Source organism: Pseudomonas sp. NFIX10, from assembly GCF_900111955.1.
Taxonomy (GTDB): Bacteria; Pseudomonadota; Gammaproteobacteria; order Pseudomonadales; family Pseudomonadaceae; genus Aquipseudomonas; species Aquipseudomonas fluorescens_AA.
Window position 1 is genome coordinate 26,550 of sequence record NZ_FOKH01000028.1, and the last position, 24,718, is coordinate 51,267.

General features: G+C 59.9%; 21 protein-coding genes and 1 other RNA gene. 12 read left to right on the forward strand and 10 right to left on the reverse strand.

Annotation, left to right across the window (positions count from 1 at the left end):
* Window positions 1-20: 20 nt before the first annotated feature.
* The 5 genes from carA to grpE form a co-directional block, all read right to left on the reverse strand.
* Complete coding sequence (gene carA / locus BM321_RS22405; protein ID WP_053118343.1) at window positions 21-1,157, reverse strand: glutamine-hydrolyzing carbamoyl-phosphate synthase small subunit; 1,137 nt, start codon at window positions 1,155-1,157, stop codon at window positions 21-23.
* 255 nt (window positions 1,158-1,412) lie between these two features.
* Window positions 1,413-2,219: a 4-hydroxy-tetrahydrodipicolinate reductase gene (dapB, locus tag BM321_RS22410; RefSeq protein WP_060739225.1), complete on the reverse strand. Its 807-nt coding sequence runs from the start codon at window positions 2,217-2,219 to the stop codon at window positions 1,413-1,415.
* A 9-nt stretch (window positions 2,220-2,228) separates the two neighbouring features.
* The gene (gene dnaJ, locus BM321_RS22415) at window positions 2,229-3,353 is read right to left on the reverse strand and encodes a molecular chaperone DnaJ (protein WP_060739226.1); all 1,125 of its coding nucleotides are present in this window, start codon (window positions 3,351-3,353) and stop codon (window positions 2,229-2,231) included.
* A 322-nt stretch (window positions 3,354-3,675) separates the two neighbouring features.
* Window positions 3,676-5,592, reverse strand: a complete 1,917-nt coding sequence (gene dnaK / locus BM321_RS22420) for a molecular chaperone DnaK (protein WP_014336568.1) — start codon at window positions 5,590-5,592, stop codon at window positions 3,676-3,678.
* A 101-nt stretch (window positions 5,593-5,693) separates the two neighbouring features.
* Window positions 5,694-6,260, reverse strand: coding sequence for a nucleotide exchange factor GrpE (gene grpE / locus BM321_RS22425; protein WP_139230526.1), 567 nt, complete (start codon window positions 6,258-6,260; stop codon window positions 5,694-5,696).
* 243 nt (window positions 6,261-6,503) lie between these two features.
* Here grpE and recN point away from each other — a divergent pair, with 243 nt between their 5' ends.
* On the forward strand, window positions 6,504-8,177 hold the full coding sequence (gene recN, locus BM321_RS22430) for a DNA repair protein RecN (RefSeq protein WP_072411328.1): 1,674 nt from the start codon (window positions 6,504-6,506) through the stop codon (window positions 8,175-8,177).
* Window positions 8,178-8,252: 75 nt separating this feature from the next.
* On the opposite strand, the gene fur is transcribed toward recN, so the two are convergent.
* On the reverse strand, window positions 8,253-8,657 hold the full coding sequence (gene fur, locus BM321_RS22435) for a ferric iron uptake transcriptional regulator (RefSeq protein ID WP_003197684.1): 405 nt from the start codon (window positions 8,655-8,657) through the stop codon (window positions 8,253-8,255).
* A gap of 97 nt (window positions 8,658-8,754) precedes the next feature.
* Here fur and BM321_RS22440 point away from each other — a divergent pair, with 97 nt between their 5' ends.
* On the forward strand, window positions 8,755-9,282 hold the full coding sequence (locus tag BM321_RS22440; protein ID WP_092328564.1) for an outer membrane protein assembly factor BamE: 528 nt from the start codon (window positions 8,755-8,757) through the stop codon (window positions 9,280-9,282).
* A gap of 59 nt (window positions 9,283-9,341) precedes the next feature.
* On the opposite strand, the gene BM321_RS22445 is transcribed toward BM321_RS22440, so the two are convergent.
* The 3 genes from BM321_RS22445 to BM321_RS22455 are packed head-to-tail and all read right to left on the reverse strand — an operon-like array spanning window position 9,342 to window position 11,495.
* Window positions 9,342-9,644 carry an RnfH family protein gene (locus tag BM321_RS22445; protein WP_092444813.1) on the reverse strand — a complete coding sequence of 101 codons (303 nt, stop codon included), beginning with the start codon at window positions 9,642-9,644 and terminating at the stop codon, window positions 9,342-9,344.
* Entirely contained in the window at window positions 9,641-10,084 is a 444-nt protein-coding gene (locus BM321_RS22450) for a type II toxin-antitoxin system RatA family toxin (RefSeq protein ID WP_060739231.1), read from the reverse strand. The genes BM321_RS22445 and BM321_RS22450 overlap by 4 nt, the downstream gene beginning before the upstream one ends.
* 7 nt (window positions 10,085-10,091) lie before the next feature.
* A complete protein-coding gene (locus BM321_RS22455; RefSeq protein WP_060743081.1) occupies window positions 10,092-11,495 on the reverse strand; it encodes a sodium-dependent transporter in 1,404 nt (467 codons plus the stop codon).
* A gap of 118 nt (window positions 11,496-11,613) precedes the next feature.
* On the opposite strand from BM321_RS22455, the gene smpB reads away from it, so the two are divergent.
* Window positions 11,614-12,096, forward strand: a complete 483-nt coding sequence (gene smpB, locus BM321_RS22460) for an SsrA-binding protein SmpB (protein WP_042730880.1) — start codon at window positions 11,614-11,616, stop codon at window positions 12,094-12,096.
* A 148-nt stretch (window positions 12,097-12,244) separates the two neighbouring features.
* On the opposite strand, the gene BM321_RS22465 is transcribed toward smpB, so the two are convergent.
* The gene (locus BM321_RS22465; RefSeq protein ID WP_072411334.1) at window positions 12,245-13,012 is read right to left on the reverse strand and encodes an FCD domain-containing protein; all 768 of its coding nucleotides are present in this window, start codon (window positions 13,010-13,012) and stop codon (window positions 12,245-12,247) included.
* A gap of 263 nt (window positions 13,013-13,275) precedes the next feature.
* Between BM321_RS22465 and BM321_RS22470 the strand changes: the two genes are divergently transcribed.
* From BM321_RS22470 to BM321_RS22510, 9 genes are all read left to right on the forward strand, one after another.
* On the forward strand, window positions 13,276-14,970 hold the full coding sequence (locus BM321_RS22470) for a lactate permease LctP family transporter (protein ID WP_092444866.1): 1,695 nt from the start codon (window positions 13,276-13,278) through the stop codon (window positions 14,968-14,970).
* Window positions 14,971-15,120: 150 nt separating this feature from the next.
* Window positions 15,121-15,945 (forward strand): (Fe-S)-binding protein, encoded by an 825-nt coding sequence (locus BM321_RS22475; protein ID WP_092444815.1) that lies wholly within the window; start codon window positions 15,121-15,123, stop codon window positions 15,943-15,945.
* Window positions 15,942-17,411, forward strand: a complete 1,470-nt coding sequence (locus BM321_RS22480) for a LutB/LldF family L-lactate oxidation iron-sulfur protein (protein WP_092444817.1) — start codon at window positions 15,942-15,944, stop codon at window positions 17,409-17,411. Before BM321_RS22475 ends, BM321_RS22480 begins: the two co-directional genes overlap by 4 nt.
* Window positions 17,408-18,079, forward strand: coding sequence for a LutC/YkgG family protein (locus BM321_RS22485; RefSeq protein ID WP_092444819.1), 672 nt, complete (start codon window positions 17,408-17,410; stop codon window positions 18,077-18,079). Before BM321_RS22480 ends, BM321_RS22485 begins: the two co-directional genes overlap by 4 nt.
* The gene (locus tag BM321_RS22490; RefSeq protein ID WP_092444821.1) at window positions 18,076-20,886 is read left to right on the forward strand and encodes an FAD-binding and (Fe-S)-binding domain-containing protein; all 2,811 of its coding nucleotides are present in this window, start codon (window positions 18,076-18,078) and stop codon (window positions 20,884-20,886) included. Before BM321_RS22485 ends, BM321_RS22490 begins: the two co-directional genes overlap by 4 nt.
* A 126-nt stretch (window positions 20,887-21,012) precedes the next feature.
* Window positions 21,013-21,294, forward strand: a complete 282-nt coding sequence (locus tag BM321_RS22495; protein WP_092444823.1) for a hypothetical protein — start codon at window positions 21,013-21,015, stop codon at window positions 21,292-21,294.
* Window positions 21,295-21,392: 98 nt separating this feature from the next.
* Window positions 21,393-21,792: a transfer-messenger RNA gene (gene ssrA, locus BM321_RS22500) on the forward strand.
* Window positions 21,793-21,975: 183 nt separating this feature from the next.
* Window positions 21,976-23,232 (forward strand): integrase domain-containing protein, encoded by a 1,257-nt coding sequence (locus BM321_RS22505; protein ID WP_092444825.1) that lies wholly within the window; start codon window positions 21,976-21,978, stop codon window positions 23,230-23,232.
* Between the two features lie 138 nt (window positions 23,233-23,370).
* On the forward strand, window positions 23,371-24,531 hold the full coding sequence (locus BM321_RS22510) for an STY4528 family pathogenicity island replication protein (RefSeq protein WP_092444827.1): 1,161 nt from the start codon (window positions 23,371-23,373) through the stop codon (window positions 24,529-24,531).
* Window positions 24,532-24,718 lie beyond the last annotated feature (187 nt).

Sequence of the window (24,718 nt, forward strand, 5' to 3'; positions counted from 1 at the left end):
CGCCCTCGGGCTTCACGCGGTCAGCGTCGCTTGGCCATCTCGTTGATGAAGCGATCGAACAGCGGCGCCACATCGTTCGGGCCCGGGCTCGCTTCAGGGTGGCCCTGGAAGCTGAACGCGCTCTTGTCGGTACGCTCGATACCTTGCAGCGTGCCGTCGAACAGCGACTTGTGAATCGCACGCACGTTGGCCGGCAGGGTCGCCTCATCCACCGCAAAACCGTGGTTCTGGCTGGTGATCATCACCACGCCGGTATCCAGGTCCTGCACCGGGTGGTTGGCACCGTGGTGGCCGTGGCCCATTTTCAAGGTCTTGGCGCCCGAAGCGAGAGCCAGCAACTGGTGACCGAGGCAGATACCGAACACCGGGATCTCGGTTTCCAGCACGTCCTTGATCGCCTGGATCGCGTAGTCGCACGGCTCCGGGTCACCTGGGCCGTTGGACAGGAACACGCCGTCGGGCTTGAGGGCCAGGACATCGGCGGCCGGGGTCTGGGCCGGTACCACGGTGACGCGGCAGCCACGCTCGACCAGCATGCGCAGGATGTTGAGCTTGACGCCGTAGTCGTACGCCACCACATGGTAGGGCAGCTCGGAAGCCTCGATCGTTGCGTGACTGTCGGTCTTCAAGTCCCAGACAGTGGAGCGCCATTCGTATTGTTTCTGGGTGCTGACGACTTTCGCCAGGTCCATGCCCTTGAGGCCAGGGAAGCCCTGGGCAGCGGCAATGGCGGCTTCTTCGGAAATATTGTCGCCAGCCATGATGCAGCCGTTCTGCGCGCCTTTTTCCCGAAGGATGCGGGTCAGGCGGCGAGTGTCGATACCGGCGATCGCCACGACGTTGTTGGCTTTCAGGTAATCGGACAGGGACATCGTGTTACGCCAGTTGCTCGCTACCAGCGGCAAGTCACGGATGACCAGGCCGGCGGACCAGACACGATCGGACTCGGCGTCTTCCGGCGTGGTGCCGGTGTTGCCGATGTGCGGGTAAGTCAGGGTAACGATTTGCTGGGCGTAGGAAGGATCGGTAAGAATTTCCTGATAGCCGGTCATTGCGGTGTTAAACACCACCTCACCAACGGTCTGACCGTCGGCTCCAATGGCTTCGCCGCGAAAAATGCTGCCATCAGCAAGGGCGAGTATGGCTGGCTTAGTCAAGAAGACCTCCCGTAAATAAAGCCTGAAAGGGCGATCGCAGGTTGTAAAAAAGCGGAGTGACGTATGGACACGTCACCCCGCTTGTTCACTGAATTATTCTGCGCGCTTTTAGTGGACACACTAAAGCTGTAGCTTACAGAAAAAGGCTTTTTTGGTCCACCGCTAATGAGCCTTAAAGGCAGGGGAATGCGACAGGCCGTCGCGAAGCGGTGTAGAACGGGGCGCAGTATAACCTGAACCCCGCCTTCGATGGCATCAACGCAGGTCGAGAACGTCCTGCATGTCGTACAAACCAGGCTCGCGGCCGTCTAGCCACAACGCGGCACGCACGGCGCCCTTTGCGAAGGTCATCCGGCTGGAGGCCTTGTGGGTGATCTCCAGGCGCTCGCCTTCGGTGGCGAACAACACCGTGTGATCACCTACCACATCACCACCGCGCACTGTGGCGAAACCGATGGTGTCGCGCTCACGGGCACCGGTATGCCCTTCACGCCCATACACGGCGACTTTCTGCAGATCACGCCCCAACGCATCGGCAATCACTTCACCCATGCGCAAGGCCGTTCCCGAAGGTGCGTCGATCTTGTGCCGGTGATGCGCTTCGATGATTTCGATATCGGCATCGTCGCCCAAGACCCGAGCCGCCATGTCCAGCAGCTTCAGCGACAGGTTCACGCCCACGCTGAAGTTCGCCGCGAACACGATTGCGATGTCGTTGCCCGCCTCGGCCAGCAGTTGCTTTTGCGCAGCATCCAGCCCCGTGGTGCCAATCACCATGGCCTTGCCATGCTTGCGGCAGATCGCGAGGTTTTTCAGCATCACGTCCGGCAGGGTGAAGTCGATCAGTACATCGAACTCGTCCAGCACCTTCTCCAGGCCGCCGGACATCGGCACACCGATACGCCCCAGCGAAGCCAGCTCGCCAGCATCGGCGCCCACCAACGTACTGTCGGGCCGAACGATGGCCGCCGTCAGACCGGAGAGCGGCGAGCGCTGCTGCACCGCCTCGACCAGCGCCTTGCCCATGCGCCCCGCAGCGCCCATCACAGCTATACGTCGCATGCGAACTCCTTAAAGGTCGCCGAAGAAGCGCTTCACACCTTCGAACCAACCGGTGGTTTTCGGGGAGTGACTGTTGTCATCCGCCAGCGTGCCGCGGAACTCTTCCAACAGTTCACGCTGACGCCGACTCAGGTTGACCGGTGTCTCCACCGCCACACGGCACATCAGGTCGCCCGCACCACCGCCACGCACTGGCGCGACGCCTTTGCCACGAATCCGGAATTGTTTGCCGGTCTGCGTGCCCTCGGGAATTTTCAGCTTGACGCGACCGTCGAGGGTCGGGATCTCGAGCTCGCCACCCAAGGCCGCGTCGACGAAGCTGATCGGCACTTCGCAGAACAGGTGCTTGCCGTCGCGCTGGAAAATCGCATGCTCGCGCACGTTGATGACCACATACAGGTCGCCGGTCGGACCACCCTGGGCACCCGCCTCGCCTTCGCCGGACAGGCGAATGCGGTCACCGGTGTCGACACCGGCCGGCACTTTGACCGACAGCGTCTTGTACTCTTCGACACGCCCTTCGCCATGGCAGGAGTCGCACGGGTCGGAGATGATCTTGCCTTGGCCATGGCAACGCGGGCAGGTCTGCTGGACCGAGAAGAAGCCCTGCTGCATGCGAACCTGGCCGATACCGCCGCAAGTCGGGCAAGTCACGGGCGAGGAGCCCTTCTTTGCACCCGAGCCATCGCACGGCTTGCAGTTGACCAATGTCGGCACACGGATATTGACGGTGGTACCGCGCACCGCTTCTTCCAGGTTCAGCTCCAACGTGTAGCGCAAGTCGCTGCCACGCTGGGCGCCACCACGGGCACCGCCGCGACCGCCGCCGAAGAAATCGCTGAACACGTCGCCGAAAATATCGGAGAAGTTCTGGCCGCCGAAACCGGCACCGCCGCCGCCCATGCTTGGGTCGACACCGGCATGCCCATACTGGTCGTAGGCCGCGCGCTTGCTGGAATCGGACAGAACTTCGTAAGCCTCGTTGGCTTCCTTGAACATCTCTTCCGACGCTTTATCGCCGGGATTACGGTCCGGGTGGTGCTTCATCGCCAGGCGACGATAAGCCTTTTTCAGCTCCGCCTCGCTGGCCCCCCGCTCGACACCCAATACTTCGTAAAAATCACGCTTCGCCATTAGTCTTTGCACTCTTATAGGACGTCCGGCAAACCTCTCCTGAGCCTTGCCAAACTCGTTGAGCCCCAATACAGGCCCGGACCCAACTCACGTCAATTCAACGATCCTGGTCTTTAAATATTTCAGCCAGGGCCCCGGCCAAAACGCAGTGCCCATCGCCGGAAAGCAGGAGCATTCCCGAACGCACCGCCAACATCCGAACACTGTCGCATGCTGTAAAAATTCCCTAGCTCCAGACACGCCAACGCGGGAGCAAGCCCCCGCGCGGCGACATCCTACCAGCCACCGCACAAGTGCAGTCAACCGGCCGACCAACAAGCGATTACTTGTGGTCTTTCACTTCTTCGAACTCGGCATCCACGACATCGTCGGCTTTTTCGGCCGATTCGCCCTGGGCAGCCGCGCCTTCAGCGGGCTGAGCCTGCTCGGCGTACATCTTCTGAGCCACTGGTGCGGAGACCTTGGACAGCTCTTCGATCTTCGCCTCGATGGCCGCCTTGTCGTCGCCTTTCACAGCGGCTTCCAGGGCAACCACGGCCGCTTCGATGGCGGTTTTCTCTTCCGCGGTCACTTTCTCGCCAGCATCGGCGATCATCTTGCGGGTCGAGTGCACCAAGGCGTCGCCCTGGTTGCGGGCGCTGGCCAGCTCTTCGAACTTGCGGTCTTCCTCGGCGTTGACTTCAGCATCGCGAACCATCTGCTGAATCTCTTCCTCGGACAGGCCGGAGTTGGCCTTGATCACGATCGACTGGGTCTTGCCGGTGGCCTTGTCTTTCGCGCCGACGTGCAGGATGCCGTTGGCGTCGATGTCGAAGGTCACTTCGATTTGTGGCACGCCACGTGGCGCTGGTGGAATCTCGGCCAGGTCGAACTTGCCCAGGGATTTGTTCTGGGCAGCCTGCTTGCGCTCACCCTGCAGCACGTGGATGGTCACGGCGCCCTGGTTGTCGTCGGCCGTCGAGAACACTTGGGATTTCTTGGTAGGAATCGTGGTGTTTTTCTCGATCAGCGCGGTCATCACGCCGCCCATGGTTTCGATACCCAGGGTCAGCGGGCTGACGTCGAGCAGCAGAACGTCCTTCACGTCACCGGCCAGAACAGCGCCCTGGATGGCAGCACCCATGGCAACGGCTTCGTCCGGGTTCACGTCCTTACGGGCTTCTTTGCCGAAGAAGTCGGTGACCAGCTTCTGAACCAGCGGCATACGGGTCTGGCCGCCCACCAGGATCACGTCGTTGATCGAGCCAACGTCGATACCGGCGTCTTTCATGGCAATGCGGCAAGGTTCGATGGTGCGCTGAACCAGGTCTTCCACCAGCGCCTCGAGCTTGGCGCGGGAGATTTTTACGTTCAGGTGCTTAGGACCGGTGGCGTCTGCGGTGATGTACGGCAGGTTCACGTCGGTCGACTGGCTCGAGGACAGTTCGATCTTGGCTTTTTCAGCAGCTTCTTTCAGGCGCTGCATGGCCAGCGGGTCACCCTTGAGGTTCATGCCGCTTTCTTTCTTGAACTCGTCGACGAGGTAGTCGATCAGGCGGATGTCGAAGTCTTCACCACCGAGGAACGTGTCACCGTTGGTTGCCAGTACTTCGAACTGATGCTCGCCGTCGACTTCAGCGATCTCGATCACGGAGACGTCGAAGGTACCGCCACCCAGGTCATAGACGATCACAGTGTGGTCGCCCTTGGCCTTGTCCATACCGTAGGCCAGAGCGGCCGCGGTCGGTTCGTTGATGATACGTTTTACGTCCAGGCCCGCGATGCGGCCGGCGTCTTTGGTCGCCTGGCGCTGGCTGTCGTTGAAATAGGCTGGAACCGTGATGACCGCCTCGGTCACCGCTTCGCCGAGGTAGTCTTCGGCGGTTTTCTTCATTTTCTTGAGGATCTCGGCCGAGATCTGTGGCGGTGCCATTTTCTGGCCGTTCACTTCAACCCAGGCGTCGCCGTTGTCAGCCTTGGCGATTTTGTAAGGCACCATCTTGATGTCTTTCTGAACGACTTCTTCGTCGAACTTGCGACCGATCAGACGCTTCACCGCGTACAGGGTGTTATGCGGATTGGTCACTGCCTGACGCTTGGCCGACTGGCCAACCAGAATTTCGCCATCATTGGCGTACGCGATGATCGACGGCGTGGTACGCGCGCCTTCAGCGTTTTCAATAACTTTGGCCTTGCCGTTTTCCAGCACGGAGACGCACGAGTTGGTGGTCCCCAGGTCGATGCCGATAATCTTGCCCATGTTAACTCTCCCGGAACTTGGATTTTGTTGCCGCAGCAGTGGTGGCTAACTGCGGTAGCACTTAAACGCTTGACTTATAGATGGGGCCGCTGCGCCCGATTTCAAGCCTGCTCGTCAATAGAAGGCGAAACCGGTGCCGGTGCCTTGCTGACCACGACCATGGCCGGGCGCAACAGACGGCCATTCAGCAGATAGCCCTTCTGGAAAACCTTCAAGACACTGTTTGGCTCGACGTCGGCACTTTCCTGCATCGCCATGGCCTGGTGATGCTCGGCGTTGAAGGGCTCGCCATGAGGATCAAGGGCTTCGAGCTGATAACGCTTGAGGGTGTCCTGGAACATTTTCAGGGTCAGCTCGATGCCTTCACGCATCGGACGGATGTTCTCGTCGTCCGGGTTGGACAGCTCCAGGCCGCGCTCCAGGCTGTCGATGATCGGCAGCAGGTCGCCGGCAAAACGCTCCAGGGCGAATTTATGAGCCTTTTCCACATCCTGCTCGGCGCGACGGCGGACATTCTGCAGGTCGGCGGCTACACGCAACGCCTGATCCTGCGCACCGGCCAGTTGCTCCTCGAGCACTTGTACACGTGCCGTCAGGTCCTCACCGGACTCCTGGGAGGCCTGATTGGCGTCTAGATTTTGCGTGTCCTGCGTCTGTTCGTCAGCCATAGAGATTTCTCCTTTCAACTTCGTCCGCGAGCTCGACTCGCGCTTCTGCCCCGGTATATGGGGCCGGGTTTTCCAGCTTCAAGGGCCATCCGACGAATTAACCTTACAAAAAGCAGCTGCATAATCATTCCTCGCGGCGCTAAGAAAATCACTTTCCCAAGCAAATCGAGCTAAGCGCAGGCATTGTCAGGCCGAAACAAAACACTGTATAAATAACCAGACCTAAAGCCTGGGAGCGGCCTTATGCTGGTGCACCTGTCCGTACACAACTACGCCATCGTCGAACATCTGGACCTCGAACTCGATCGAGGCATGAGCGTGATCACCGGTGAAACCGGCGCGGGCAAGTCGATCATGCTCGACGCCCTGGGCCTGACGCTGGGCGACCGCGCCGATAGCGGCGTGGTGCGCCCCGGAGCGGACAAGGCCGACATCCTGGCGACGTTCGACCTGGTCGACATCCCCGAGGCCAGCGCCTGGCTGGCCGAACGCGACCTGGACACCGACGGCCTGTGTATCCTGCGCCGGGTCATCACCGCCGAAGGCCGCTCCCGAGGCTACATCAATGGCACGCCCTGCCCCCTGGGCGATCTCAAGGCCCTTGGCGAACTGTTGATCGACATCCACAGCCAGCATGAACACCAATCCCTGCTCAAAACCGATACCCATCGTCGCCTGCTGGATGAATACGCCGGCGCCACCGACCTGGCCCGGCAAGTCCAACTGGCCGCCCAACGCTGGCGCCAGACCCGGCAGGAGCTCGATCGCCTTTCCAACTCCGGCGACGAACAGCGTGCCCGTCACCAGCTATTGAGCTACCAGCTCGAAGAACTGGAAAACCTGTCCCTGGGTGAAAACGAACTGGAAGAACTGGAGCAGGAACACAAGAACCTGACCAACGCCGAAACCCTGCTGGGCATCTGCCGCCAGGTGGTCGAACAATGTAGCGAGAGCGATTCGGGCAATGTGCTCAACGCCCTGACAGCGAGCCTGAACCGACTCTCCAGCGTGAACAATTCGGTGGGCGCCCTGAACGAAGCGACCAACCTGCTGACGAGCGCGCAGATCCAGGTCGAGGAAGCCGTTGGGGAACTGAACCGCTTCCTCGATCATTTTGATGCCGACCCGGCGCGCCTGCAGTACTTGGAAGAGCGCCTGGACACCATCTATACGCTGGCGCGCAAGCACCGCATCCAGCCGACCGACGTTGCCGAACTCCAGCAGCGCCTGCTGGAAGAACTGGAAACCCTGAACGCCAACGATGAATCCATCGAGCGTCTGGGGGACGAACTGGCTTCTTATGCCCGTCATTACCAGGAAAAGGCCAAGGAGCTCAGTGAACTGCGGCGCCAGGCTGCGACAGGACTGGCCAGTGCCGTGGAGCAGGAAATCCAGCGCCTGGGCATGCCGGGCGGACGCTTCACCATCGAATTGCGCCCCAATGCCGGTGACGAGCTCCAACCCAATGGACTGGAACAGGTGGAACTGCTGGTCAGCGCCAACCCCGGGCAACCGCTCAAGGGCTTGGCCAAGGTCGCCTCCGGCGGTGAGTTGTCGCGAATCAGCCTGGCCATCCAGGTCATCACCGCGCAGACCTCCCGTGTACCGACACTGGTATTCGACGAAGTGGACGTGGGCATCGGTGGCCCAACCGCGGAAATTGTCGGCCAGCTGCTGCGCCGACTGGGGGAACGCGGCCAGGTGCTGACCGTCACTCACTTGCCCCAGGTCGCTGCCCAGGGACACCAGCACTTATTCGTGCACAAAGTGCGTGGCGAGGACGCGACTCGCACCGCCGTGTCCAAGCTCAACAAAAACGAGCGAGTGGAAGAAGTGGCGCGAATGCTCGGGGGTATCGACCTCACCAAGGAATCCCTGGCCCACGCGAAAAAAATGGTCGTTACCGCGAAAATCTGAGAACGATGGAAAGCACGAAGGCGACCCTGGGGTCGCCTTCGTTCGTTTCGCGAACCTCAAGTCCGCGCGACGTGCTTACTTTTTCTTGCGTACGTACAGTACAAGATTGTGATCAACCATCTCGAAACCATACTTGTCGACGATTGCTTTCTGCAGCCGCTCGATTTCTTCGTCGAAGAATTCGATGACCTCGCTGGTCTCGACGTTGACCATATGGTCGTGATGCTTGCCATCGTCCAGTTCGAAGACCGCATGGCCTCCGTCGAAGTTGTGTCGCACCACAAGGCCAGCTGCCTCGAACTGGGTCAGAACACGGTAAACCGTGGCCAGACCGACGTCCTCGCCAGCCTCCATAAGCGCCTTGTAGACGTCCTCGGCACTCATGTGGCGTTGCTCTGCGGAATCGAGCATTTGTAGAATCTTGACCCGTGGCAGGGTCACTTTGAGGCCGGCTTTGCGTAGTTCGCTATTTTCAACCATGGTCAGCTTTCTCGCGATGCTGCTTCGCAGCTTCTCTTAATGCGGGTATGATCGGCGTTTACGTTGTCCCAGCCAAGATAGTGGAAGTCGCCCACCGATGCAAAACACCAAGCTCTTGCTAACCAGTTTCACCTTTGTGGGACTGCTCGCACTCGCCGGTTGTTCATTCCCCGGGGTTTACAAAATCGACATCCAGCAGGGCAATGTCGTCACGCAGGACATGATAGACCAGTTACGCCCGGGAATGACCCGCCGGCAAGTACGGTTTATCATGGGTAACCCTCTGCTGACCGACACGTTCCATGCCGATCGCTGGGATTATCTGTACAGCTTGCAGCCAGGCGGCGGTGAGCGCCAACAGGAACGCATCAGCGTTATCTTCAGCCCTGACGACCAACTTGTCAGCTTGTCGGGCGACTTCATGCCTGGCGTGAGCCGCGACGAGGCCATCATGGGCAAGGACAGCGGCACCACCGTGACCGATCCGACCCAGAATGCCGAACAGCCGAAACCGGAAAAACCGGCCAAGCCTGGTTCGTTGCTGGACCAGATCCAGAAGGACGTGGACAAAGTCGAGACCGTACCGGTCCCGACACCAGAGCCTCTGGACACCTCGCCGCAATAAATTGCGACATGAAAAAACCCGGCATGCCGGGTTTTTTATCGCCTGCGATCCAGACCAGGTCATTGCTCCGATTGTCGCGCCAGGGCAGCCTTGGTCGCGCGCAGGCGACGAATTTCCTTCGGATCAGCCAGCAAAGGTCGATAAATCTCCAATCGATCCGCCGCTTGCACCACTTGATTAGCCGGATCGGCAACCACCTTGCCAAAAATCCCCACCGGGCACGTCGCCAGGTCCAGCTCCGGGAAGGCATCGGCAATCCCCGAGCCCAGCAGCGCCGCGCGAACACTGGTGCCTTCCTGCACCACACATGTGCGCAAGACCTGGCGATCCACCGCGGCATACACCACTTCTATCTCAATCAACGCTTGAGCTCTGCATTCTGCTTGGCCCGCTGGCAGAACGCGTCAACCAGCGTATTGGCGGCCTGATTGAACAGCGGCCCCAACGTCGCCCGCACCAGCGGACCGGCGTAGTCGAACGACAGATCCAGGCTGATCTTGCAGGCCTTTTCCCCCAACGGCTTGAACACCCAGACGCCGTGGAGCTGATTGAAAGGCCCCTCTTCCAGGTTCATTTCGATGGACTGCCCCGGCACCAGCGTATTACGCGTGACGAAGCGCTGGCTCAAGCCACTCTTGGCAATGTTGAGGCTGGCGCGCATCTGGGTTTCGGAGCTTTCCAGCACCTCGGCGGATGAGCACCACGGCAAGAACTCCGGGTAGCTCGCCACATCGTTGACCAGGTCATACAGCGCCTGCGCCGGGTAAGGCAGCAAGGCCGAGCGTTGAATATGTGTCGTCATGTAAGCGTCACTTCCACAGCTGGGCGGCAAACACTACGAGAATGCCGATGGGCGCCACATAGCGCATCAAGAACAGGCTCAAGGCAAACAATACCGGGCTGCGCAGCGACAGTTCATCACGCACCGCATCACGCCCCATGACCCATCCTGCAAACACCACGAAACACAAACCACCCAATGGCAGCATGATCCGTGAGGTGAAGAAATCAATCACGCCGAAGAAATCCAGCCCTCCGGTTGCCCCCCACTGATAGAGATGGAACAACCCACCTTCGTTCACGAAAAACTTCGCTTGCTTCCATATATTGAAGGAAAACACCGTACCCAGGCCGACAAACCAGCAAGTGAAAGCCAGCCAGAAAGTCACCCAGGCGCGGCTGATGCGGGTCCGCTCGACCAAGTAAGCCACCATGGGCTCCAGCAGGGAAATGGCCGAGCTCCAGGCCGCGATGGCCACCAGCACAAAAAACACCACGCCCATCACCTGGCCGAAAGCCATGCTGCCGAAGGCGAAGGGCAGGCTGACAAACATCAACCCTGGCCCCTCGCTGGGGTTCAGGCCAGCGGCGAACACAATCGGAAACAATGCCACGCCCGCCAGCAACGACACGAAAGTGTCCAGCAGCGCGACGCCAAAGACGGTTCGGGTCAGGGAGGCGTTCTTGGGCATGTAGGCGCCGTAGATCATGATCGAACCGACCCCGACGCTCAGGGAGAAAAACGCATGCCCCATGGCCGGCAGCAGGCCGTCCAGGACTTTCTCCGGCTGGAAGTCGAACATGAAATGCACGCCTTCCATGAAATGCCCGGTGGTCATGCTGTAGCCCAGCAGCACCAGGATCATCACGAACAGCAACGGCATCATGATCCGCAGGCTGCGCTCGAGTCCGGCCACCACGCCCCGGGCAATCACCACCGCCGAGAGGACCATGAAAATCGTGTGCCAGAGGGTCAGCCTCCAGGGATCGGCGATCACATTGCCGAAGTAGGCGCCCACCTGATCCGGCGTGGCCCCTTGGAAATCCCCGCGCCCCATGTCGATGATGTAGTCCAGGGACCAGCCACCGACCACGCTATAGAAAGACAGGATCAACAGTGCCGTGATCATCCCGGCGAAGGCACCCCACGACCACTTGGTCGAATGGCCAGCCTCTACCGCCAGTACCTTCAGGGCATTGGCCGGGCTTTGCCGGGCCCGACGCCCGATCAGGGTCTCGGCCAGCATCACCGGTGCGCCGATCAGCGCGATGCACGCCAGGAACATCAATACGAAGGCGCCGCCACCGTAGACGCCGACCATGTACGGAAACTTCCAGATACTACCCAGCCCCACGGCAGAACCGGTCGCCGCGAGTATGAAGACCCAGCGGCTAGCCCAACTGCCGTGGACAGAAACCTTGTCTGTCGACATCGTGATCACGCCCAAGCGTTCAAAAAAGAGGCCGCATTGTCCGGGATTCACTCAACGTGCTCAAGCACGCAGGTTCACCGTAGCCGACACGCCCGCAACTGCCTATAATGCCGCCCCTATGGCTAAACAGAAGAAACACCCCACAGGGACCATCGCGCAAAATAAAAAGGCGCGACACGATTACTTCATCGAACAGCGTTTCGAGGCTGGCATGGTCCTGGCCGGCTGGGAAGTAAAGAGCTTGCGTGCCGGCAAGGCGCAACTGGTCGACAGCTACGTGCTGCTCAAGGACGGCGAGGCCTGGCTGCTGGGCAGTCATATCACGCCGCTGACCACCGCCAGCACCCACGTGATTGCCGACCCGGTGCGCTCGCGCAAGCTGCTGCTCAACAAGCGCGAGCTGGAAAAGCTCTTCGCCTCCGTGCAGCAGAAGGGCTACACCTGCGTCTGCACCTCGCTGTACTGGAGCAAGCACCTGATCAAGTGCGAAATTGCCCTGGGCAAGGGCAAGAAGGAGTACGACAAGCGCGATACCGAGCGCGAACGCGACGCCGGCCGCGAGCTGCAGCGCGCGGTGCGCAACAAGGGCAAGGAAGACTGATTCTTTCGCCGTTGAGAGCGTATTCGCGAGCAAGCCCGCTCCCACATTGGATTTTTTTGCGAACACAGAATATGTGCACAGCAGTGATCCGGTGTGGGAGCGGGCTTGCTCGCGAATGCAGAAGCCCAATCACCACCGAACTCGCGATCTACATCCCTTTACGCCGCTCCGCCCGCGCCACCCGCTGCACTTCCTGGCGCACCTCTTCCAAGACTTCCTGCACATACAAGATATGTCGGCTGGACACTTCCCGCGCCTGTTCGGCATGCCCGTCCATAATGGCTTGGTACAATTCCCGGTGCTGGCTGATCAGCATGTCGCGGGTTTCACTGCGCTGCTTGTACATGCCGCCGATGTTGGTGACGACGTTACGCTTGAGCAGGTCGAACAAGCCGCGAATGGTGTGCAGCAAGACTGCGTTATGACTGGCCTCGGCGATCGCCAGGTGGAACCGGGCATCTGCCGCGCCCTCCTCCGCCCGGCTGACCTCGTCGTGGCGCGAATAACAATCCTGCAGCTCGTCGAAGGCTGCCGTCAGCCGCTCGCGATCCACATCCGTGGCCCGTTGTGCCGCGTAATACGCACAAGACGCCTCCAGGGTGTGGCGAAACTCCAGCAAGTCACGTTGCGCTTCGGGATTGCTTTCCAGCAGTTGCAGCAGCGGATCGCTGAAGGTCGAGCCCAGTGACTCGACGACATAGTTACCGCCGCCCTGGCGACTGACGAGCAAGCCCTTGGCGGCCAGTTTCTGGATCGCCTCGCGCAACGAAGGACGTGACACGCCGAACTGCTCGGCCAGGGTCCGTTCGGCCGGCAGGCGCTCGCCGGACTTCAGCGTGCCCTCAAGGATCATGCCTTCAAGCCGCTCGACAATATCGTCAGACAAACGGCGCTGACGAATCTGATCAAACCCCATAACTCAATTCTCCACGATCCCGACGGCTCGCCGGGCTCTCTATTCTGGCCCATCCGGGCCGTGCCTACACCCACCAAAAGCCATTTGTTCGAACGGATCAGATGCCCTCTGCACCGCTTATTCGACGAAAGTTTCAGGGCGGCAAATTGACACACGACAACCAAGGCTTTTACCCTAGCCAACAGCGATTGTAAATTGGTATTACCAATTATCCAAAACCGCTGACCAGTGCCTGACCAACAACAATTAGGGGCCCACCCATGATGCAAACCTGGCAACAGCTCTACAGCCCGCTCGGCAGCCTCGGCTTGTCCGCACTCGCAGCCGTTATCCCCATCGTATTTTTCTTCCTGGCCTTGGCGGTGTTTCGCCTCAAGGGGCACGTGGCCGGCAGCATCACCTTGGCCCTGGCGATTGTCGTGGCGATTTTCGCGTTCAACATGCCCGCCGACATGGCCTTCGCCGCTGCCGGCTATGGCTTTGCCTATGGCCTGTGGCCCATCGCCTGGATCATCGTCGCCGCGGTGTTTCTCTACAAACTGACCGTCAAGAGCGGCCAGTTCGAGGTGATTCGCAGCTCGGTGCTGTCGATTACCGATGACCAGCGCCTGCAAGTGCTGTTGATCGGTTTCTGCTTCGGCGCGTTCCTGGAAGGTGCCGCCGGCTTCGGTGCACCCGTGGCGATCACCGCCGCGCTGCTGGTCGGCCTGGGCTTCAACCCCCTGTACGCCGCGGGCCTGTGCCTGATCGCCAACACGGCCCCGGTGGCGTTCGGCGCCCTGGGCATTCCGATCATCGTGGCTGGCCAGGTCACGGGGATCGATGCCTTCAAGATCGGCGCCATGACCGGTCGTCAACTGCCCCTGTTGTCGCTGTTCGTGCCGTTCTGGCTGGTGTTCATGATGGACGGCCTGCGCGGCGTGCGGGAAACCTGGCCAGCAGCGCTGGTGGCCGGCTTGAGCTTCGCCATCACCCAGTACTTCACCTCCAACTTCATCGGCCCGGAACTGCCGGACATCACCTCGGCCCTGGCCAGCCTGATTTCCCTGACCCTGTTCCTGAAAGTCTGGCAGCCCAAGCGCACCGCCGGCGCCCAGATTGCCGGCGCGACTTCCAGCGCAACGGTCACCGCCAGCGTCGGCGGTTTCGGCCAGCCGCGCAGCACTGTGGCTTCGCCCTACAGCCTTGGGGAAATCATCAAGGCCTGGTCGCCGTTCCTGATCCTGACCGTGCTGGTCACGATCTGGACCCTCAAGCCGTTCAAGGCCATGTTCGCCGCGGGCGGCTCGATGTACGGCTGGGTGTTCAACTTCGCCATCCCACACCTGGACCAGATGGTGATCAAGGTCGCGCCCATCGTGATCAACCCCACCGCCATCCCGGCTGTGTTCAAGCTTGATCCGATTTCCGCCACCGGCACGGCGATTTTCTTCTCCGCACTGATCTCGATGCTGGTGCTGAAGATCAATATCAAAACTGGTCTTACCACTTTTAAAGAGACGCTGTTCGAGCTGCGCTGGCCGATCCTGTCCATCGGCATGGTGCTGGCCTTCGCCTTCGTCACCAACTACTCGGGCATGTCGTCGACCATGGCCCTGGTGTTGGCCGGCACGGGCGCGGCGTTCCCGTTCTTCTCGCCGTTCCTGGGTTGGCTGGGCGTGTTCCTGACCGGTTCCGATACCTCATCCAACGCGCTGTTCAGCTCGTTGCAAGCCACCACCGCGCACCAGATCGGCGTCAACGACACCCTGCTCGTCGCGGCCAACACCAGCGGCGGCGTGACCGGCAAGATGATTTCGCCACAATCGATCGCGGTGGCCTGCGCCGCGACCGGGCTGGTGGGCAAGGAATCGGATCTGTTCCGTTTCACCCTCAAACACAGCCTATTCTTTGCAACGATTGTCGGCTTGATCACGTTGGCCCAGGCCTACTGGTTCACCGGCATGCTGGTTCATTGAGTCCTACACGCAATACTGGAAAAACCGACGCCGAACCGTGATTCGGCGTCTGCTATTCACAACCGGGTCTGCAAGGCTGCTGAAAGATTTCCTGGCTATATTCAGCAGCCTCAGCGGACGGATAACCGGGACCACCCGGAGACACGCCTGATGAGCGAGCTTTTTTACAACGCCGTACCGAACGCGACCCGTGTCGCCCCGCCCTTGGCCAAGCCTCGGCAGTACCCCAGCGAGAAGCCGCGTCGGGTCTACCTGTTCGGCACGTGCGTGGTGGACCTGTTCTATCCCGAAGCCGGGATGGATGCGATTCATCTGCTGGAACGCGAAGGGATCCGGGTGGACTACCCGCAAGGGCAAAGTTGCTGCGGACAACCGGCCTACACCTCGGGATACACCGAGCAGGCGCGCACGGTGGCACGGGCGCAACTGGCCCTGTTTGCCGAAGACTATCCGGTGGTGGTGCCCTCGGGGTCCTGCGCCGGCATGTTGCGCGAGCATTACGCCGACCTGTTCAAGGACGAGCCGGAAACCCTCAAACAGGTGCAGGCCCTGGCGGCCCGGACCTATGAACTGGCCGAGTTCCTGCTGCTGGTCTGCAAGGTGCAGTTGAACGACAGCGGCGAGCCGGTGAAGGTCGCGCTGCATACGTCTTGCTCGGCACGGCGTGAGATGAACACCCACTTGCACGGCCGCGCATTGTTGGCGCAGTTACGTAACGTGGAGCGAGTCGAACACAGCCACGAAAGCGAGTGCTGTGGGTTTGGTGGGACGTTCAGCGTCCGCATGCCGGATATTTCCGGCGCGATGGTGGCCGACAAGACCCGGGCGCTGAAGGAATCCGGCGCACATCAGGTCGTCAGCGCCGACTGCGGTTGCTTGATGAACATCAACGGTGCGTTGGAAAAACAGCAGGAGGCGTTGCGCGGCAAGCACCTGGCGAGCTTCCTCTGGCAGCGTACCGGAGGTGCCGCATGAGCACGCCGACGCTGATCCCGACCGTTGAAGTACCGATTCAGGCGCAGGAAGATTTTCGCGCCCGGGCCCACAAGGCCCTGGACGACACGCAACTGCGAAACAACTTTCGCAGCGCGATGGATTCACTGATGACCAAGCGGGCAGCGTCCTTCAGCGATGCCCACGAACGAGAACACCTGCGGGTGCTGGGCAATGCCGTCCGCGCCCGTGCGTTATCCAAGCTGCCCGACCTGCTCGAGCGACTTGAAACCAACCTGACCCGCAACGGTGTGAACGTGCACTGGGCGGAGACGGTGGACGACGCCAACGGCATCGTCCTCTCGATCATCCGCGCTCACGAGGCGCGGCAAGTGATCAAGGGCAAATCGATGGTCAGCGAAGAGATGGAGATGAACCATTTCCTCGAGGCTCGGGACATTGAATGTCTCGAATCCGACATGGGGGAATACATCGTCCAGCTCGACCACGAGAAGCCTTCACACATCATTATGCCGGCGATCCACAAGAATGCCGGTCAGGTCGCGTCCTTGTTCCACGACAAACTCGGCGTGGAGTACACCAAGGACGTCGACCAACTCATTCAGATCGGCCGCAAGGTATTGCGGCAGAAATTCTTCGAAGCCGACGTCGGCGTCTCCGGCGTCAACTTCGCCGTCGCCGAAACCGGCACGCTGCTGCTGGTGGAAAACGAAGGCAATGGACGGATGTCCACCACCGTACCGCCGGTGCACATCGCCGTGACCGGCATCGAAAAAGTGGTGGAGAACCTGCGCGATGTCGTGCCACTGCTCTCGCTGCTGACCCGCTCCGCCCTCGGCCAGCCCATCACGACCTACGTCAACATGATCTCCGGGCCACGCAAGGCCGATGAGCTGGACGGCCCCCAGGAAGTCCACCTCGTCCTGCTCGATAACGGCCGCAGCCAGGCGTTTGCCGACAGCGAACTGCGCCAGACGCTGAACTGCATTCGCTGCGGCGCCTGTATGAATCATTGCCCGGTCTATACCCGAATCGGCGGCCATGCCTACGGCGAGGTGTACCCGGGGCCTATCGGAAAAATCATCACACCGCACATGGTCGGCCTGGCCAAGGTACCAGACCACCCGAGCGCGTCTTCGCTGTGCGGCGCCTGCGGTGAAGTGTGCCCGGTGAAAATCCCGATCCCCGCGCTGCTGCGGCGGCTGCGGGAAGAAAACGTCAAGGCGCCGGACAGCCCGAACCCGGTGATGCGCGGCCAGGGCAGCAAATATTCGCCCAAGGAGCGTTTCATCTGGAATGCCTGGGCCTGGCTCAACAGCTCGCCGCGGCTGTACCGGCTGTTCGGGTTCCTCGCCACGCGCCTGCGCGCCCTGACACCGAAAAACCTCGGCCCATGGACCCAGAACCACAGCGCCCCCCAACCCGCCGCCCGCTCATTGCATGACCTGGCTCGCGAACACCTGAACCAGCAGGGAGACCGCCAATGAGCGCCAAGGAAAATATCCTCGCCAAGCTGCGTAAAAGCCTGACGGGCACCACGCCGGTTGCCGACAATTTCGATGTCGAACTGGTGACGCAAACCTATCGCTATGCGCCCGAGGAACGAATCCCGCAATTGCGCAAGCTGATGGAAGCGGTCCACACCGAAATTCACCTGACTTCCGGGGAGGGTTGGCCGGCCCTGCTCGCGCAATTGCTGCGCGACCGTCAATTGCCGAGCCTGCTCATCGCCCCGACCACCGCACACGGGAAAAAAATCGCACAGTTCTGGGCGAACAATCCGGGCCTGCCATTCCTCAAGGCTTACGACCGTCCCATAGAGGAATGGAAAGCCGAGTTGTTCAACGACACCCCGGCCAGCCTCACCGGAACCCTCGGCGCCATCGCCGCCACCGGCAGCCTGATTCTCTGGCCAACGCGGGAAGAGCCACGGCTGATGAGCCTGGTGCCGCCGGTGCATTTCGCCCTGCTCAAGGCCAGCGAGATCCGCGACAACTTTTATGAAGTGCAACAGGAATTCGAATGGGCCCAAGGCATGCCCACCAATGCCCTGCTGGTGTCCGGCCCGTCGAAAACCGCCGACATCGAACAAGTCCTGGCCTATGGCGCCCATGGTCCGAAGGATCTGGTGGTCTTGATTCTGGAGGACCAATGACCCTTCCGGCCCCTTTCCTGCGTGACGTCCAACAGCTGATCCCACAAAAACGCCGCTTCGACGATCCCTTGTCGACCTTGGCCTTCGGCACCGACGCCAGTTTCTATCGGCTGATTCCGAAACTGGTGGTACGCGTCGAGTCCGAAGATGAAGTGATTGCCCTGCTGAAACTCGCCCAGCGGGACCAGGTCCCCGTCACGTTCCGCGCCGCCGGCACCAGCCTGTCCGGCCAAGCCATCAGCGACTCGGTACTGATTGTGCTGGGGGATAACTGGAACGGTCGCGAGATTCGCGAGCAAGGCACGCAGATTCGTTTGCAGCCCGGCGTGATCGGCGCCCAGGCCAACGCCTGGCTGGCCCCGTTCGGGCGCAAGATCGGCCCTGATCCGGCGTCGATCAATGCCTGCAAGATCGGCGGCATCGTCGCCAACAACGCCAGCGGCATGTGCTGCGGCACCGCGCAGAACACCTATCACACCCTGGCCGGCATCCGCCTGGTACTGGCCGATGGCACACGCCTGGACACCGAAGACGACAACAGCGTGGCGGCTTTTCGTACAAGCCATGGCGAACTGCTGGAACGCCTGGCCACCCTCGGTCGCGAAACCCGCGCCAACACCGAATTGGCCGCCCGAATTCGCCACAAATACCGTCTGAAAAATACCACCGGGCTGTCACTCAATGCCCTGGTGGATTTCGACGAGCCTGTGGATATCTTGAGCCACCTGTTGGTGGGCTCCGAAGGTACCCTCGGCTTCATCAGTGCGGTGACCTACAACACCGTCATCGACCATCCGAACAAGGCATCGGCGCTGATCGTTTTCCCGGATGTGGAAACCTGCTGCAACGCCGTCACCGTGCTGAAAAGCCAGCCAGTCTCGGCCGTGGAACTGCTGGACCGCCGCAGCCTGCGCTCGGTGCAGGACAAACCGGGCATGCCGGATTTCGTACAGCATCTGTCGATCAATGCCTGCGCCTTGCTGATCGAATCCCGCGCCGCTTCCTCGTCTTTACTGCAAGAACAACTGGCCCGGATCATGGCTTCACTGGCCGGCTTCCCGGTGGAAAAACAGGTCGACTTCACCGAAGACCCGCGGGAAAACGCCCGGCTCTGGGCGATCCGCAAAGACACCTTTCCAGCCGTGGGCGCGGTCCGTAAAACCGGAACCACGGTGATCATCGAAGACGTGACCTTTCCGGTGGAGCAACTGGCCCTCGGCGTAAACCGCCTGATCGAGTTGTTCGACAAACATCACTACGACGAAGCGATCCTTTTCGGACATGCGCTGGAAGGCAATCTGCACTTCGTCTTCACCCAAGGCTTCAACAGCGCCGAAGAAGTCGCACGCTACCAGGCGTTCATGGATGACGTGGCGCACTTGGTGGCAGTGGAATTCGGCGGCTCGCTGAAAGCCGAACACGGCACCGGGCGCAACATGGCGCCGTTCGTCGAGCTGGAATGGGGCAGTGATGCCTACCAGTTGATGTGGCAGCTCAAACGATTGCTCGACCCCAATGGCATCCTCAACCCGGATGTGGTGCTCAGCGAAGATCCGCAGATCCACCTCAAGCACCTCAAGCCCCTGCCGGCCGCCGATGAAATCGTGGACAAGTGCATCGAATGCGGTTTCTGCGAGCCGGTGTGCCCGTCCAAAGACCTGACCTTGAGCCCACGCCAGCGCATCGTCATCTGGCGGGATATCCAAGCGAAAAAACGCGCCGGAACGGACACCACCGAACTGGAACGTGCCTACCAATACCAGGGCATCGATACCTGCGCCGCCACGGGTCTGTGTGCGCAACGTTGCCCGGTAGGCATCAATACCGGCGAACTGGTAAAAAAACTGCGCAGTCGTGACGCGACAAAGACGAAAACCGCCAACTGGATTGAAGGAAATTTCGCCACCACGCTGCAAGGCGCACGCTTTGCCCTGCACGTCGCCAACGGTGCGCGCATGCTACTGGGCGCCCCCCGCCTGGCGAAACTGTCGGCCTCGTTGACGCGCCTGTCCAAGGGCCAGGTGCCACAATGGACCAGCGCCATGCCGCAGCCGGAAAAGGCCATCCGTTTCAGCCCCTCCGCGCCGGACGAACGCCCGAGAGTGGTGTACCTGGCGGCTTGCGTGTCGCGAGTCATGGGCCCGACAGCGGCGGACAAGGAGCAGATGTCGCTGTACGACAAGACCCGCGGCCTGCTGGAAAAGGCCGGCTATCAGGTGGTCTTTCCAGACAATGTGGACAGCCTCTGCTGCGGCCAGCCCTTTGCTTCCAAAGGCTACACAGAACAGGCCGAGCACAAGCGCCAGGAACTGATCGGAGCCTTGCTGCATGCCAGCCGCGGCGGGCTCGACCCCATCTACTGCGACACCAGCCCCTGCACACTGCGGTTAGTCCAGGACCTGGGGGACGTGCGCCTGGACCTGTACGACCCGGTACGCTTTATCCGTACCCATTTGATGGAGCGTCTCGACTTCATCCCCCAGGAGGCGCCCATCGCCGTGCACGTCACCTGCAGCACGCAGCACCTTGGCGAAAGCCAGGCGCTGATCGACCTGGCGCGCAAATGCAGCAAAAACGTGGTCATCCCCGAAGGCATCCATTGTTGCGGTTTCGCCGGCGACAAGGGCTTCACCACGCCAGAGCTGAACGCCCACTCGCTGCGCTCGTTGAAGGACGCGGTGCAGCATTGCAGCGAAGGGATTTCCACCAGCCGCACCTGTGAGATCGGTCTTACGCAACACGGCGCAATCGACTACCACGGGCTGGTCTACCTGGTGGATCGAGTGACCCAGGCCAGGGTGACCTGAAGAAAAATAGAACCCTGGCGAACGGTCACAGTCCACTGATCAAGTCCTGCAAGGCGGGACCTTCCCTCAATTGGTAGCCGTCCTGATGGCCAGCGATGCCTGGGCCCTCAGTTCAAGGAGAGACATATGAAACGCTCTGTACTGCTAGGTCTGTTCGTTACTGCCTCGATGATGGCCTCCACTTCGTTCGCCGCCGACAAGCCGGACGACCTGTGCGAAGCCAATATCCAAACCATCGAAAACGCCAAAACACAGTACCAGTCATCGGCCGACCTCACTGCCCGTGCGACAGCCAGCGTAACAAAGGCAAAGGCACTCAAGGCAGCAGGCAAAATTGACGACTGCGTTGCTGAAACCCAGCAAACCATTCTGGAAATCGGAAAGACTTCCGACGGCACCAACAAGTGACCGATAAGCAGGCCAACCTCCGGGTTGGCCTTGCCGACAGATTGGCGTACACTCTGCACATGCCTGCCGCTCCCACAGACTCATGGAGCGACAGGTTCGGGGCCGTTTAGGATTCGACGCCGGTTGCGAAACTTTAGGTGCATGCCGAGTTGGTAACAGAACTCGTAAATCCACTGTTGCAACTTCTATAGTTGCCAATGACGAAACCTACGGCCAGGAAGAGTACGCTATCGCTGCGTAAGCAGCCTTAGATCCTGAGCTTCTGGTACCTTCGGGTCCAGCAATCATTAGGGGATGTCCGTAAACCCAAAGTGATTGTCATATAGAACGGAATCGCCGTGCAGTACGTTGTGGACGAAGCGGCTAAAACTTACACAACTCGCCCAAAGCACCCTGCCCGTCGGGTCGCTGAGGGTTAACTTAATAGACACGGCTACGCATGTAGTACCGACAGCAGAGTACTGGCGGACGGGGGTTCAAATCCCCCCGGCTCCACCATTTCATCATCTAAAGACGTCCACGGACGTCTTTTTTTGTGCCTGAAACCCAGTAAATACGGGGCTTTCAGCGCCATCGAGCTCCATAGCCCTTCACGCAGATCCATTTTGAAATGTATTCCAAGGCGTATTCCAAGCCAGTGGCTGGTAAATTTTGGAATACACAAACAGCGTTGGAGTACCCATGGGCGCCCAAGCCACACGCCTTTCAGACCTGAAAATCAGAGCCGCCAAACCCAAAGCCAAGGACTACATACTGACCGACGGCAACGGCCTCCAGCTGCGAGTCCGAACCAATGGTTCAAGGCTATGGAATTTCAACTACGTCCATCCCGTGACGAAAAAACGGATCAACATGGGACTGGGTACATTCCCTGAGCTCAGCCTGGCTCAAGCGCGAAAACGCACCGTTGAGGCCAGGGAATTGGTCGCCCAGGGACTGGACCCGAAAGAGCAGCGCGATGCCGATCGCCAAGCGAAAAAGGCCGCGACAGAGCACACCTTTCAAAACGTCGCGACGGCCTGGTTTGAGCTAAAGAAAGATTCCGTAACAACCGCCTACGCTGAAGACATTTGGCGCTCGCTCACACTGCACATCTTCCCGGATCTACATGCGACCCCAATTTCCGAAATCAGCGCTCCCCAGGTCATCAAGTTGCTTAAGCCACTTGAGACCAAAGGCAGCTTGGAGACGGTCAAGCGCCTGACCCAACGCCTCAACGAAATCATGACTTACGGGGTGAACTACGGACTCATTCATGCCAACCCCCTGAGCGGAATTCGATCAGTCTTCAAAAAACCAAAGAAAAAAAACATGCCGGCACTGCCCCCCGATGAGCTCAATGAACTCATGGTGGCGATTGCCAACGCCAGCATCAAAAGAACCACCCGGTGCCTCATCGAGTGGCAACTCCACACAATGACTCGGCCAGCAGAAGCTGCGACCACCCGATGGGCTGACATCGACTTCAAGAAGAAGATCTGGACGATTCCACCGGAGCGCATGAAGAAACGTCGCACACACATCATCCCGCTCACGGAGCAAGCTTTGGCGCTCCTGGAGGCCATCAAGCCCTACAGTGGACACAGGGAGTACGTGTTTCCTGCCGACCGTAACCCTCGCACCCATTGCAACAGCCAGACCGCGAACATGGCGTTGAAACGGATGGGCTTCGAAGGGCGCCTGGTCAGTCATGGAATGCGCTCAATGGCGAGCACCATCCTCAATGAAAAGGGTTGGGACCCAGAGCTGATCGAAGTTGCGCTTGCCCACGTCGATAAAGACGAGGTACGTAGCGCCTATAACCGAGCGGACTACATTGAGCGCAGACGGCCGATGATGCAGTGGTGGAGTGAACACATCCAGGGAGCAGCTACCGGCAATCTCTCGGTATCAGCAACCATCGAAAGCAGTGATCGGAAAGTCGTCGCCATACGCTGATGAAGGACTGTCATCGGCGATATGGAACAGCGATAAATCCGGTGGTGATGCAAATCGTATTGTCGAATTACACGAAGGTTGATCCGCGATGAGATGCAGAGGAACGGGCCGTCGTGGCCCATACCTCGGAGTCATCTCATGGCAAACCTACGCACTCACCAGAACTCACAAGACCAAGATGCTCTGAGCGCTACCTTGACGGCGCTCATGCTCGATCAACGCCTTACCCCGTTGGAGCGCAATGGCTGGCAGGTCCTGCGCATGTTTCGCACCGCTGATGGCCTCAGTCCGCTCGTGAACATGGGACAGCTGCGCCGCTATCTCACGTGTACTCCCTATGGGCAGCGAGCGGGCGCTGCCACGGCTTGGCGCGCTTTAGCGGTACTGCGGCTTACAGGATGGATCAGCTTCGTAAGGCAACATTGCGATCTCCTGACTGGCAATGTTCAAAGCGTGCTGTATCGGGTCAATGAGCGCGCCCTAAGCTTCCATGAAGCTTGTGCTCTCGACGACAGCCTGGAGGAGCTTATGGCTACCTGCATCAGCCATGGAAACAAACAAATCAAGCATCTTGCCGAGCACGTTCTGGCGACTTCTGAGCAGACGCCTGAACATCCCCCCATTGCCATTCGGGAGCAACGGAACAAAGACGATGAACCACCGCCCTCCGCGCCATCGCGAAAGCGTTCTAGGGTCAATCGAACATCCACACCCACTGCTTCCGCAAACAGATCGACCGTTACACAGCAGACCAAACAGACCCGCCAGATACCTCAAGAGCAACACCGTACGTATAAGACGTATTTATACAAAAAAGAACGTACGTACCGCGCGCATACGCGTGAGGAAAGCGATTCATCGTCACTCCCGCTGGCCTTGCCGCCATGCCTGATCAGCGCTAAAGCAGATCAGCAAAGAGACGTGCTGATGGCTTTGAAACGGTTGCCGTCACACCATCGCCAGGACGTGCTGGACGAACTACAGGCACGCAGCCAAAGCGGCACAGTACGCAATGTCGTCGCCTATTTCTTCGCCCTAGCGAAGCGTGTGTTGGCCGGCGAGTTTCACTTGTGGGCCGGCCGCAAAAAACAGAATCAAGCTGGCGAGCCAGTTGCAATGCCGCCCGCACCCCGCGTTCGCATAGAAGCGCCCAAGAAGCCACCAGAGCGCTCGGCATGGCGCGAAATTGGCCGGCCACACATTGCCAACATGCGAGAAATCCTGGCCGGCCCTAGGGGCGCTGGAGACTTGGCGGCGCAGGTGATGAAAGACAAAGGGTGGCAGACGTGTCCTGCATAGGGCGGACGTTCAACGCCTATAAACTCTTGAATGTCCGGTGCTAATACCCAACATCTGGTAACACTCGGTAGCCGTTTTGTGAATTGACAGAAAATGTCCGTGGGAGCACTTTCACGAGTGCATACCAGCCGTCAGGATCATCAAGACGGCGCTGCGGTTTTCCGCAGGATCCGCCCAATGACCGCAT

Excerpts from the sequence above, each read along its gene's own strand:
- dapB (WP_060739225.1), bottom strand. The coding sequence starts at position 2,219 with ATGCGACGTATAGCTGTGATGGGCGCTGCGGGGCGCATGGGCAAGGCG.
- dnaJ (WP_060739226.1), bottom strand. The coding sequence starts at position 3,353 with ATGGCGAAGCGTGATTTTTACGAAGTATTGGGTGTCGAGCGGGGGGCC.
- dnaK (WP_014336568.1), bottom strand. The coding sequence starts at position 5,592 with ATGGGCAAGATTATCGGCATCGACCTGGGGACCACCAACTCGTGCGTC.
- grpE (WP_139230526.1), bottom strand. The coding sequence starts at position 6,260 with ATGGCTGACGAACAGACGCAGGACACGCAAAATCTAGACGCCAATCAG.
- recN (WP_072411328.1), top strand. The coding sequence starts at position 6,504 with ATGCTGGTGCACCTGTCCGTACACAACTACGCCATCGTCGAACATCTG.
- fur (WP_003197684.1), bottom strand. The coding sequence starts at position 8,657 with ATGGTTGAAAATAGCGAACTACGCAAAGCCGGCCTCAAAGTGACCCTG.
- BM321_RS22440 (WP_092328564.1), top strand. The coding sequence starts at position 8,755 with ATGCAAAACACCAAGCTCTTGCTAACCAGTTTCACCTTTGTGGGACTG.
- BM321_RS22450 (WP_060739231.1), bottom strand. The coding sequence starts at position 10,084 with ATGACGACACATATTCAACGCTCGGCCTTGCTGCCTTACCCGGCGCAG.
- BM321_RS22455 (WP_060743081.1), bottom strand. The coding sequence starts at position 11,495 with ATGTCGACAGACAAGGTTTCTGTCCACGGCAGTTGGGCTAGCCGCTGG.
- smpB (WP_042730880.1), top strand. The coding sequence starts at position 11,614 with ATGGCTAAACAGAAGAAACACCCCACAGGGACCATCGCGCAAAATAAA.
- BM321_RS22465 (WP_072411334.1), bottom strand. The coding sequence starts at position 13,012 with ATGGGGTTTGATCAGATTCGTCAGCGCCGTTTGTCTGACGATATTGTC.
- BM321_RS22470 (WP_092444866.1), top strand. The coding sequence starts at position 13,276 with ATGCAAACCTGGCAACAGCTCTACAGCCCGCTCGGCAGCCTCGGCTTG.
- BM321_RS22475 (WP_092444815.1), top strand. The coding sequence starts at position 15,121 with ATGAGCGAGCTTTTTTACAACGCCGTACCGAACGCGACCCGTGTCGCC.
- BM321_RS22480 (WP_092444817.1), top strand. The coding sequence starts at position 15,942 with ATGAGCACGCCGACGCTGATCCCGACCGTTGAAGTACCGATTCAGGCG.
- BM321_RS22485 (WP_092444819.1), top strand. The coding sequence starts at position 17,408 with ATGAGCGCCAAGGAAAATATCCTCGCCAAGCTGCGTAAAAGCCTGACG.
- BM321_RS22490 (WP_092444821.1), top strand. The coding sequence starts at position 18,076 with ATGACCCTTCCGGCCCCTTTCCTGCGTGACGTCCAACAGCTGATCCCA.
- BM321_RS22495 (WP_092444823.1), top strand. The coding sequence starts at position 21,013 with ATGAAACGCTCTGTACTGCTAGGTCTGTTCGTTACTGCCTCGATGATG.
- BM321_RS22505 (WP_092444825.1), top strand. The coding sequence starts at position 21,976 with ATGGGCGCCCAAGCCACACGCCTTTCAGACCTGAAAATCAGAGCCGCC.
- BM321_RS22510 (WP_092444827.1), top strand. The coding sequence starts at position 23,371 with ATGGCAAACCTACGCACTCACCAGAACTCACAAGACCAAGATGCTCTG.